The organism is Martelella sp. HB161492 (genome assembly GCF_013184775.1).
Lineage (GTDB): Bacteria > Pseudomonadota > Alphaproteobacteria > Rhizobiales > Rhizobiaceae > Martelella.
In genome coordinates, this window is sequence record NZ_JAATVV010000001.1 from 604,272 (window position 1) to 615,872 (window position 11,601).

Annotated in this window: 10 protein-coding genes and 1 riboswitch; of the genes, 5 read left to right on the plus strand and 5 right to left on the minus strand. The window is 53.5% G+C overall.

Annotation, left to right across the window (positions count from 1 at the left end; genetic code table 11):
* Positions 1-101: 101 nt before the first annotated feature.
* Positions 102-206, minus strand: a riboswitch (TPP riboswitch).
* A 173-nt stretch (positions 207-379) separates the two neighbouring features.
* The 3 genes from HCK86_RS02735 (at position 380) to HCK86_RS02745 (ending at position 3,349) form a co-directional block, all read left to right on the plus strand.
* Positions 380-1,834, plus strand: a complete 1,455-nt coding sequence (locus HCK86_RS02735; RefSeq protein ID WP_281409576.1) for a sugar porter family MFS transporter — start codon at positions 380-382, stop codon at positions 1,832-1,834.
* Positions 1,835-1,978: 144 nt separating this feature from the next.
* Positions 1,979-2,260: a hypothetical protein gene (locus HCK86_RS02740; protein WP_176082918.1), complete on the plus strand. Its 282-nt coding sequence runs from the start codon at positions 1,979-1,981 to the stop codon at positions 2,258-2,260.
* A 237-nt stretch (positions 2,261-2,497) separates the two neighbouring features.
* Entirely contained in the window at positions 2,498-3,349 is an 852-nt protein-coding gene (locus HCK86_RS02745) for a hypothetical protein (protein ID WP_176082919.1), read from the plus strand.
* A gap of 633 nt (positions 3,350-3,982) precedes the next feature.
* Here HCK86_RS02745 and HCK86_RS02750 read toward each other — a convergent pair.
* Positions 3,983-5,950, minus strand: a complete 1,968-nt coding sequence (locus HCK86_RS02750; protein ID WP_176082920.1) for an AAA family ATPase — start codon at positions 5,948-5,950, stop codon at positions 3,983-3,985.
* A gap of 196 nt (positions 5,951-6,146) precedes the next feature.
* On the opposite strand from HCK86_RS02750, the gene HCK86_RS02755 reads away from it, so the two are divergent.
* Both HCK86_RS02755 and HCK86_RS02760 read left to right on the plus strand, forming a co-directional pair.
* Positions 6,147-6,986 carry a hypothetical protein gene (locus HCK86_RS02755; RefSeq protein ID WP_176082921.1) on the plus strand — a complete coding sequence of 280 codons (840 nt, stop codon included), beginning with the start codon at positions 6,147-6,149 and terminating at the stop codon, positions 6,984-6,986.
* Positions 6,983-9,295 (plus strand): UvrD-helicase domain-containing protein, encoded by a 2,313-nt coding sequence (locus tag HCK86_RS02760; protein ID WP_176082922.1) that lies wholly within the window; start codon positions 6,983-6,985, stop codon positions 9,293-9,295. Before HCK86_RS02755 ends, HCK86_RS02760 begins: the two co-directional genes overlap by 4 nt.
* A 7-nt stretch (positions 9,296-9,302) precedes the next feature.
* On the opposite strand, the gene HCK86_RS02765 is transcribed toward HCK86_RS02760, so the two are convergent.
* The 4 genes from HCK86_RS02765 to HCK86_RS02780 all read right to left on the minus strand — a co-directional run bounded on the left by HCK86_RS02765 (position 9,303) and on the right by HCK86_RS02780 (position 11,480).
* Positions 9,303-9,626, minus strand: coding sequence for an aminoacyltransferase (locus HCK86_RS02765; RefSeq protein ID WP_141151226.1), 324 nt, complete (start codon positions 9,624-9,626; stop codon positions 9,303-9,305).
* 12 nt (positions 9,627-9,638) lie between these two features.
* Positions 9,639-10,061, minus strand: a complete 423-nt coding sequence (locus HCK86_RS02770; protein ID WP_176082923.1) for a hypothetical protein — start codon at positions 10,059-10,061, stop codon at positions 9,639-9,641.
* Entirely contained in the window at positions 10,058-11,008 is a 951-nt protein-coding gene (locus tag HCK86_RS02775; RefSeq protein ID WP_176082924.1) for a peptidoglycan-binding protein, read from the minus strand. Before HCK86_RS02775 ends, HCK86_RS02770 begins: the two co-directional genes overlap by 4 nt.
* Before the next feature lie 124 nt (positions 11,009-11,132).
* Positions 11,133-11,480 carry a hypothetical protein gene (locus HCK86_RS02780; protein ID WP_176082925.1) on the minus strand — a complete coding sequence of 116 codons (348 nt, stop codon included), beginning with the start codon at positions 11,478-11,480 and terminating at the stop codon, positions 11,133-11,135.
* Positions 11,481-11,601: the final 121 nt, after the last annotated feature.

Here is an 11,601-nt window from a genome sequence, read left to right on the forward strand (position 1 = left end):
AAGGAACACCGCCCTGATGAGCCGGCAATGAGCCGTGCCCGGGCGATGCGCCTGACGGTTGAGCCGACGCGCAAAATGAGCCAGATTTTCTGATGGCAATGGCCAAGATGAAACTCCGTTCCTACGCCGGCATGACCCGGATCAGGTTCAAGGGTTCGGCTCATGGCCATCTCAGCGCCTCAAAGGACACACCCCTCGGATGGCCCATCTATGCCCAGTTCAGTCCGCCCGGTCAAGGGCAGGCAGGCGAATCACACAAGGGGCCGGGTGACAGACAGGCCGGCGGATTCCACCAAGCGAAAGCGGTGTTGAACGGAATAATTGTGTCCAATCAAGTCCAAGATATTACAAGCTACAAAGCATTCTAAGAATTGGCGCGATGCCCGCTTGCCGTCCTATTGCTGCCACTATAGAAGACAGACAAAAAGGGGCGACTGAACAACAACAACCTCTCACCAACCGTATCCCGTTTCTCAGGGGCTTCGGCAATACGGAGGAGAATAACATGCTGATTGCCATCGTTATCGTGGCTGCGCTTTTCGGTTTGCTCTTCGGTTTCGACCAGGGCGTTATTTCCGGCGCGCTGCCATTCATCAAGCAGACCTTTACCATCACGCCCTTCATGGAAGGCGTGGTGACGTCGGCTGTGCCGCTGGGGGCGGTTGCCGGCACCATTATCGCCATGGTCACCACCGACCGCTACGGCCGCAAGCCGATGCTGGTTCTGGGTGCGGTGATCTTTCTGGTCGGCTCGATCATTTCCGCACTGGCGTTCAACCAGTATTTCCTGACCCTCACCCGGCTTTTGATCGGTGTTGGCATCGGCGCTTCCGCCATGACCGCACCGATGTTTCTGGCGGAAGTTGCCCCGGCCCGTATCCGCGGCACGATCGTCGCCGCCTTCCAGCTGATGATCACCATCGGCATCATGGTCTCCTATATGAGCAATGCCGCCTTCGGCCAGTCGGGTGACTGGCGCTGGATGATCGGTGTCGGCGTTTTCCCGTCGATCATTGCACTGGTCGGCATCCTGATGTCGCCGGAGACGCCGCGCTGGCTGACACTGAATTCCAATGCTGACAAGGCGCGCGATATCATCACCAAGCTGCAGCCCGATGCCAGCAAGGCGGATGTTGACCGGATCATCAACGAGATCAAGGAATCGGCCAAGGACGAGGAAGCAAAGCCCGCCTGGAATACCTTCCTGAAAAAGGGTATCCTGCCGGTCACCAGTTTCGCCATGATCGTCTTCGTGCTGCAGCAGCTTTCGGGCATCAATGCGATCATCTATTACGCGCCCGAAATCTTCAAACATGCAGGCTTTTCGGGCACCACCACCCAGCTTCTGGCAACCGTCGGCATCGGCGTTGTCAACGTCGTTCTGACCGTGGTGGCGATGTATCTGGTGGAATCGATCGGCCGCCGCAAGCTGTTGATCATCGGCTTTATCGGCACCGCCTGCTCCATGGCGATCGTCACCGGCGCCACAATCATCGACATCCCGGCAACGCCCTATATCGCGACATTCGGCATCTTTGCCTTCATCGCCTTTTTCGCCGTCAGCCTTGGCCCATTGCCCTGGCTTTACATGGCGGAGCTGTTTCCGCTTCGGCTGCGTCCGCGCGGCATGGCGCTCGCTTCGGTCTCGAACTGGTTCTTCAATTTCGTCGTGGCGCTGATGTTCCCGGTGCTGCTGAATGAGGTCGGCATTGTCGGCACATTCGCGATCTTCACCGTCTGCTGTGTGTTCGGCATCTTCTACGCCATTGCCGTGGCGCCGGAGACCAAGGGCATCACGCTTGAGGAACTGGAACAGCGCACCGTCGGCCTCTGAAGGCCAGCGTTTGAGCCAGAGTTCAAAGCCGCCGGTGCAAGCCGGCGGCTTTTCTGTTTGCCGCGACGTGTTGCGATCATGGAACCGAAAACCGTCTCCACGCGTTGATGCGGCAGAACAAACACCAAAGAGAGGTTCCTCCCCATGCTCATCAAACGCGCGATTGCCGCCCTGCTCGTCTCCGGCTGTGCCCTTTCGGCTGCGGCCTGCACCTCCACCCAGCAGGGCGCTGCCATCGGCGGCGGCGGCGCTGCAGCAACCACGCTGCTGCTTGGCGGCTCCACCGGCCAGGCCGTTGCAGCCGGTGCCGTGGGCGCTGCTGCCGGTGCACTGATCGGCCATGCCAATGACCGGGGCAAGAACCAGTGCTATTATCGCGATCACAATGGCAACAAATATGTCGCCGCCTGCCCTTCGGGTTACTGATCGCGAGATCATCTGAACGAAACGGAAAAGCCCGGCAGCAGGCCCCGGGCTTTTCTGCCATGAATGGCGACAGATTGACGGACCGGTTGAAATTCCGTCCTGCGCGATAATATGCACCGGCGATTGCCGCCGGACCGGCCGCATTTCCGCCTAAGGCTTGATTACGACGCGTTTTTGCGAAACCCTCTGCCTGTATCAAGGACCAACGATCAGAAATCTCTTCAAAAGCGCGGATGAATGTCACCCGGTTCAAGCCTTGCCCTGCTCTATATCGTCATCGCCGCCTTTGCCGGACTGAGTGCCCATGTCATCGCCCAGCAGGTCTTTCATGTCCCCTATCCGGGTTATGATGACTTGCCGCAGCAAATGCAGCTGCTCCAGATTGTCCGCTTCTTCGCCTTTTACGCCATCTCGGTCATTCTTGCTTTGAGCCTGCGCGAAAGATCACGCCCGGCAAAGCTTGGCATCGTCTTCTTCTGCTCGGCCGCCTTTTACGAGCAGCTTCTGCGCGTTCCCGTCATGGAAGGGATCGTCACGAATGCCTGGGCCTACGCCTTTCTGCCTCAGTTTGCGCTCTATCTGAAAGTCTTCCTGTTCTCGGTGATCGTGGTGCTGACGGCAGAATTTGCCGAACAGAGCAGGGACAGCGTCCGGCGCATCGGCATTCTGGTCATCGGATGCGCTGTCGTGGCGGCCTTTCTGATCGCCTTCGAAAAGGTCGGTCCCGGTTTTGAGCTCTATCTGAGACAGCTGGCCCGCCCGCCGCGCCCGGACGATGTCGCGCTGCCGCAGGATTATGGGTTCGCCATTCTGGTCCCGGCCTATCTCACCTATATTGTCCCGACCTTCGCCATGTATCTCTATTTCAGAGCCTTTTCGCAGGTCATCAGCATGGGGGCAATTGCCGTAACATTGCTCTACATGACGATGCTGTCGCTGGCACGCGGCACGCTTCTGATCGCACTCATTTCAATCGGACCGCACTTCCTGTCGGTCTTCCAGTTTTCGGCTGAGGTACTGATTGCCACCGGCCTGATCGCCTTCTTCTTTCGCGATCGGCAGGACGGGCGGACAAAAAGTCACGGCTAGCTCTTTCCAGCACATGCCAATGCCGGCCTGCCAACCGGCAACGCGCCAGCAAGGCTGCCTTCATCGAAGGGAATGGCGGAAAAAAGTGCGGGTGAAATATGGTTCCAGATCTGCGTCTTACCTGTTACCGCAGGCATGGCGCAAAAAGACTGGTGCCGCTGATAGGAATCAATAATGCGAAATTTATCCAATATATTCAATGGCATTGATGGACCACGCTGCCAGATTACCCCTCCTTTCAAATCAATAGCTTATAGCGGCGGTGTCCCACGGTGTTTTTTTCCGAAGGACCATCATATCCACTAAAATCGAGGGCTGTGGACAAGCGTACCGGCCCGTCAGGTGGACGAACAAGCGCTAAAGAGAGAATTGCTCTGCGGCTCCGCAGGGGGCATTTCGCTGCTTTCCAAATACCTTGACGCAACAGTGAATAGGCAACGATCACTTATTTGACCAAGTGCTGTGGAATATCGTAAACTTACAACCTTTGCCTGCAAACAAGGGAAGAAGTGATCGCCTACCATCTCTTTCTTCAACGCCTGATTTGAGGCCAGACGTAGACTATCTGCTTCGTAGCGTAAAACGTCGTGCAAGCTGACTCAAGAACGCGTCCAAGATGCGATCAAGCGGCCACTACTTAAGCAAGAGCCCGTTCAGGTGCTTGAATGCAGCCTCGAATCGATCCTTTGTTTCGTCCGACACCATCGGCCAAAGCGTGGCCAGCTGCTCGGTAAAGTAGCGCGCTGGTCTGTAGTGGCCGAACGAACCGGACTTCATGGGATTGTCGGCTAGCCAAGCATCAATCGCCCGCAGCGTCCGCGGCACATTCTGGTTGAGCTTCGCAAGCGTGATCTTCGACGCAAGCTGCTTGCCGTACTCGCCGTTGACCAGTTCTAGGTAGAACGACCGGTCAAACATGTCCTCTACGTCAGCTTCAGCTGTGCCAGTGAAGTCCGCGTAGGTCGACACGTGCTTCTTGGTGAGCAGGTTCTTCTTGTACAGATCCGCAACGAACTGCTTGTCGCTATTCTGAATGTCTAGCAACGTGGCAACATTGATTCCCTTCTGCGAGCCGAGGAGCGCCACGAACGTGGGCACCTTCCCGCTACCGCCGACGGGCGTGATCACCCAATCCTCAGACAATCCTTCGCGCCCTTCGCGCGACAGTTGCGCAGCAACCGCTCGTAGGTATAGCATATCGGCTACGCCCTCTACGACAAGAGAGTTCGGCCCGATGAAAAGCGTTTGCTGGATTTCGTAGCCGAGCGCACCCTGCAAGGGGAACAAGCTATCGTCGGTGGCGTCGAATACATTGGCAAGCACCTTGGTACCATCTTCCTCCTTGGCAAGGGCCTCGGGTGCATCGATGCCCAAATCCTGCACGATGCGAACCCGCTCGAATTTGGTCGGGTCGATCATAAACGGAGAGTGCGTGGTGTACAGCAGTTGGTGACCCGACAACTCGGCGTCGAAATACCGCAGCAAGTCGGCCTGCGCACGGCCGTGCAGCGACAGTCCTGGCTCGTCCAGCAGCAGGATGACGTTTTGACCTCGGCGTTTCACATCCTCGTACCATGCAAGAAATGAGAAAAACCATACGAAGCCCCGCGAGCGGTTATTCAACGGCGTGGTAGCCCAGTGCACGGAATCGTACACTTCCCCCCAGACGTTGACCCCCTGCCGCATTCCTTCGGGGTCTCCAGCTTTGGCGTCGCGCACGTCGAATCGCATCTGTATGTGCCTGTTCTGAGACCAGTACTTGACAATACGCTGCGTCAAATGGTTCCCAGCACCTTGGAGCTTATTCTTAAGTTCAACCGTGTTGTTGGTGGCCACGAGCTTGCGGTGATCGAGGCGCGCAAGATTGATGAGACCGATGAGCGGGTAGTCTGAATCGAGAAGTTTGTTTTTATCTTCACGTTCGATGAGGGCATTGAGGTTGGCTTGCCCTTCCATCTGGTAGTACTCATCGAAATACAGGAATTTGGGCGCGCGCGGCCAGACTAAAGTGTTGAAAATGTAATAGCTAAGACCGTGCTCCTGGACGTTAGCCACAAGCTTCTTTATAGCACTAACAGCATCCGTCGCTTCCTCCGCATCAAGCGCAGCTGCGAAGTCCGGCCAAGTCGCAGTGGCTCCCAATGCTGCACGAAGATCATCTGAAAGTGCTGGGTTACTGGCAAGGTACCGGCGTGCGGCTGCGTCGTCGCATGGCATCGTATAGCGGCTGTTCGCCGTCCCGTAATAAGTCGTCCGCTTGAATGCGGTCCCCTTTAGCACCTTAGGACCGAACACGTCTTCGACAGCCAACAAGTCTGGCTTTTCGAGTTCGTAGGTACACTCAACAACGCTGGCTTCCGCACGTTCACCGTTCTCAACAGCGAAGCGGTAGTCTTCCACCTCCCGCTTCGGGTAGTCGTAGGTCTCGTCAAAGGCAGCATCGGCCTTGCGGATTGGGTTCGTGCGGTAAAGCGCGGTGAGGACCGTGGTCTTGCCCGCCTCGTTCTTGCCAACAAAGCAGGTGGTTTGGTCATCAACCTCAATCGGCCCACTATCCCAAATGCTGCGATACTCACGCACCCAGTACTGCTTCAATTTCATCTAAAGCCCCCCCCTATTGCTTCAACATATGATGATTGCACGCCCAACTATGAAGGAGCAGAAATCGAACGGCAAGATTGACGTCGAGGCTTGCTAGAAATTAAAAAAAGATCATAGGTTACGAAGAATCAATATAAAGCTGGGAACAATGTTAGAGCGTGCACGCCCACACTTACGCCGCGCTAGGTACGGTGACTTGACGCAAGGTACTGTGTTCTCTTGTGCAAAAAGCATAAGATACTCAAAATGCGATGTTTTCGGTTTAACGATCACCGCGAGATGCGACGTCGCCCAAGACAAATACCCTGTCTTAAATTACCTGCCTGTGGTAAAATTGCAGGATTGGTTAAGACGTGATGGTCTGGATATTTTAGTCAGCCAGGAACGAAACGAACAAAACGGAAGATTACGCTCTATATTAAAAAGTGCTGATGTTTCAGATGCGTTAATAGGCTCAATCCCACTGAGTGACATAGCGGAAATCCATTTCCCTATTAAAGAGGGTGAAAAAACAAAAAATAAAATTTCCGAACAATTTCGAGACCATATCGTTTCAATGAAAGAATTTGAAGAATTAAATGAAAAAAATGATTTTAATTTAATTTACACTTGGTTTAGAGACAAAAAGCCAAAATCCATCGAAACACTAATAAAACGCCTCATCCGCCATGAAGTTCTCGGATATTATATTTTGGAATCACTCTCTATAGACGATACCCGTGAAATAGGTTTCGTATGCCTACTTCGTGAAGTACAGACTTTACCCAGGTCAATTTCTACGCAACTTGGAAAAGGGATCGATCACGAGACCTACCATGATCTATGCGAAAACATTTCTCTGGCATTCAATCTTGATATTCCTCGAGGAGAAATGGCGATGCCAATTGTTGAAGTTTATTCCCCAACTATCGAACATATACTACAGGCATTCTCCCATCTGTTCGGTAGGATAGGAGTAGCAGATCCCCGTCCTGAGAGCGTATCTGCTTTCCTGTCAGACAGTCTTAAAAATAACAGAGGGGGACAAGAGGAATGAAATACATATGTATAGACGATGGCTCGATCTCCGAATTGATATCTGGCAGGGAGTATCAATCGATTGACTTTGAGGAGGGAGATCGACTTATTCAAGCATTAAAGGGACGAGTACAATTTCTTGCTAGAATTGGAAAAATAACTTTATTCCAAGATGGTGAAGGTGCTTTTTTAACAACCCACGGAAACTGGAAAAAGAAAAAATTTCTTGTAATAGACTGCGAGCAGTCATCGCTATTCACGCAACTTCGATCATCAGAAACGCTTACATCATTTCAAAAACTTCTTAGATTTTGCACAAAATATTGGTCAAATAATGTACTTAATGCTTCTGAAAAAATAATATTCGGAAGCACAAAAGCTGTTTTATTTCCATTGCCATACTCGAATGCCTCACCATTCCGAATTGCCATTGAACGAGCACCACTGCACGAGCGTCTAAAGAAGCGCGATATGGATGGCTCCTTCCTGTTGGTATACAAATCCGGCCACGAAGGCGCAGATTCGACAAACGAAGTTGCGAATGAAGCCAACATACGGAGGGTGGTAGATCGTCTTGCAGATATCTATCGAACTACAGCAGAGGCGGCAAAAGGTTCAACGCTTGCGGGTAGCCCAAGTGCTGTAGGATCGACTCAGTTGGACTCAACAGCCGTTCTCGGTCGTTCAATCCACATGCCATTCCGTGAATGGTTTCCACTTACAACAACCCCTCAAAAAAGGTTCATTTACTCATCGGCAGATACACCCCACCGCCTTTTCGGAGCTGCGGGTACGGGAAAAACACTCTCGCTGATATTGCGAGCGCTTTACCTCCTTGACCGAGCCGAGAGGGCAAGTGAAACCTTTCATGCACTTCTAGTCACGCATAGCGAAGCAACTCGGGAATCCATAGCCAATGCTCTCGCCACCATTGACACAATGGGATTTCATCAAAGAGATTCGAAACAAGATTCGGTAGCCCTCAAGGTGGAAACTTTGGCATCGCTCTGCGCTGATTTCTTAGGACGTTCCATAAGCGAGACTGAATTCGTTGATCGTGACGCCCAAGATTCAAAGATACTTCAGCAAATGTACATCGAGCAAGCGATTGCCGTATCGAAACAACTCGACTATCCTTCATTCAAATTACACCTTAGCCATGAACTAAAGCGCCAGATCGATTCGCTTTCTGACGCTGATCTGGCACCATTGATTCAGCACGAGATCAGTGCCTTAATTAAGGGGCGAGCTGGAGACTCTTTCGAAGTCTACAAACGCTGTCCTTCATTGATGTTTGGATTGAATATATCCAACGACGCCGACAAAGGTTATGCATTTAGCGTATTCAAAAGATACCAGGAGCAACTTGAGAAATCTAATCAATTTGATACAGACGACGTAGTTATTTCGGCAATAGGCCAACTAGACACCCCCATCTGGAGGAGACGAAGAATCCGAGAGGGGTTCGATTTTATTGGTATCGATGAAACGCACCTATTTAATATAAATGAGCTCCATGTATTTCATCATTTTACACGGAAAGTAGGTAATTTTCCGATTTCCTTCACTATGGATGAATCTCAAGCCGTTGGCGACAGGGGATGGAATGATTCAGCATCCCTTTCAGAACTTTTTGGTTCGGACAATAAAACTGCGCCAGAAATTACCGAATACTCGGCTGTCTTTAGAAGCTCTCCTGCTATAACTGCATTTTCTGCTTCCGTATTAGCTTCTGGAGCAACGTTGTTTACACATTTTAAAAATACACTACTTGGCTCGCAAAGTGTTTTTACCCCTGATGAAGAACGGCGTTCTCAACCAGTCACATACAGAGAATTTTCCGATGACGATTCGATGGTTGAGGAAGCATTCACGATTGCAGAAAACCTTCGAGGAGAAACGAATTCTGCTAGATACCAAGTATTAATTACTACCCTATCGGATCAAATTATGGAAAAGATCCGCGAACATACGATAAAGACAAATAAAGCTGTGACATACTTAGAGCGTCGTGGAGACTTCACGAAAGTCAAACAAGCTGAAAGGTCCGGCCATTTGGTTGCAGGTCATGTCGATTTTGTCGGCGGTTTGGAATTTGATGTCGTGTTGATCGTCGGAGTGGACAGGGGGCGTGTACCACTTGAGGGTGAAACGGAAGATTCCAATTCTAGAAATTATGCCGCTTACTCCGCGCATAACAGGTTATATGTTGCAGCTTCCAGAGCCAAATATGCTCTAGAAATACTGGGAGTTAAATCGCGAGGGCCAAGTGACTTGCTTCTTAATGCGGCAAACAATGATCTTATCAAAGGAGTACCGATGATTTGATATTTGTTTACCCTCCCTTCAACGCTCTGAGCATCTGCATAAGCCCGTCGGATAGCCACACGCCGAAGCCGGTTCCGGCCATGGCGGCGCCGAGGATGTAGCCGCGGCCGATCTGCTTGATCTTCTGATACTCGGCGACAAACTCCTCGGTCTCGCCCAGACGCTCGGATAGCGCCCGGTTCTGTTCCAGCAAGCGCTCGTTCTGGTGCTCGACCGTGTTCAGCCGGTGATGGATATCCGAATGGCTGGCGCTGTTTTCGTCCACCTTCTGGATCAGGGCATCGAGCTTGCCCTGCACTTCGCCCAGCTGTCGCGCCAGATCGACCGTCATGTTGATGCCCCGCTATTTCAGGATTGCCCGCAGCCCGGCAACGCCGGAGCCGATATAGAAGACCCACTGGATCATGTTGCCGGCCCACTCATCGAGCGGCGCCGGGAAAGCGGCGATCGTCCAGGATTGCGCATAGACGCAGTCGGGGCACCACAGCATGTTGTAGAGGCAGATTGCCGCCCACCAGATGGCAAGCGGCACCAGGAAGAGCGCGGCGAAGATCCAGAACCACGGGACCGCAAGTTTTTTCGCGTTGAGATCGGCAAGTGTCCGGGTCTCTTCGATGACCTGTTTCAGATATTCCGCCGTCAGATCGGCTTCGATCTTCTTCTGGTCGATCGCTTCGGCGGCGCGGCTTTCCAGAAGCGCCACCGCCTTGTCGAGGATCCCGCCAGCACCGATCTTCACCAGAAGCGTGAGGAGTGCTGCAATCATACCTCAACCTCATGACCGGTGACGGTGTTGATGCGGCGGGCGAGAATGTCGCGGTATTTCCACGCGAACCAGAGGATGGCCGCAGCGGCGACACCGGCAGCAATCCAGCCCCATGGCAGGCCTGCCGTCCAGGCGGCGGCACTGGCAGCGGCGGCAGAGGCGCCGGATTTCGCGGCAGCATCTTTCAAGGCCTTTGCATCACGGCGCAGCTGCGCGAGTGTGGCCGGGCCGATAATGCCGTCATTGACCAGATGCGGATGCGCCATCTGATAGGCGAGCACCGCCGCCTTGGTCTTCTGCCCGAACCAGCCATCGATCGCACCCGGATCAAAGCCCCGCGCCGTCAGCAGTTCCTGCGTTTCCTTCACCACCGGGTCAGCGGTGACGGCGGGCTTTGCCGTGGCCTGACGCGGAACGCCTTCGGGTGCCGGGGCCACGGTGTCGACACCGGTATAGATGCCCTTTTCGAATAGCAGCGCCTCTTCCTTGCGCCTGCGCACCAGACCGGGCAATTGCTTGCCGCCGGCGGTGTTGTAGTGGCTGCCGAGATAGGCGGCGGCTTCTTTCAGCTTGCCAGCGCGCCAGAGCTTGCCGAACTGCCATTTCGAGACGACACGTCCACCGAGGTTATAGGCGGCCGAGGTCCCGGCATCCATCTGGGCTTGTGTGCGATCATCCGGCGAGTTCGCGACAACTTCTTTGCCATAGCCGTTGCCCAGAACGACCTGCAGGATCCGGTCGCAGTCTTCCGTCGCGATTTTGGTCTTGCCGGGAACAAGCCTGGTGATCCCGATCTTTTGAAGCTCGGCCTTGCAGTAGGGCGAGGCCATGGTGAAGCCCGGCCCGATGGTCGGCACGCCGACGGGATCGAGATAGGCGGTTGTCGGGCAACCTTCATGCAGGCGCACAAAGGCAGCGCCCCGGCTGGAAACCGTGGTCACAGTCATTTTGATGGTCCTCAACGAATAGTAAAATGGTCAGGTTCAGACCTTCAGGGTCTGTTCGTGTTCCGTTGCCGGATTGGTCACGTTTACATGCGCCAGATCAGAGATAAGAACGCATGTTCTCGCCTCAGGCGAAGCGCTCGGCTGGGGTTTGCGGTGCGATATCGAAACCGGCAAGGCCTGCCGGAACATCGCCGTCAAAGCGCATATTGATGTGATAGCCGGACACCACCGTCATCTCTGACCGGCTATTATCTTCGCCAGTTTCCGCATTGACGTCTGTGATGGTGTTGCCAGTCGGCTCGTAAACTGTGCCCGATCCCTGGCCGCAGACGTGCAGCACAAAGTCGGTGCCATCAGAAAGCGCGCCCATAGTCGGGAGCTCTCCGCTTTCGGTGTCCTGGGCGATACTCTCGGAGGCAAGCGCAGCGATGGCCGCTGCTTCATCGGTAAACTTCAGGAAAACATCGTTCATGAGATTGCACTCAAAGCTTGGAGCGCCGCGTCGGTCGCGGCCCCATCGTAGACAGAGAATTCATTGCGGAGCAGGTTGATGCTATTGGATCCGCCTAGTTGCGCCCCAATACGGCCCGTAG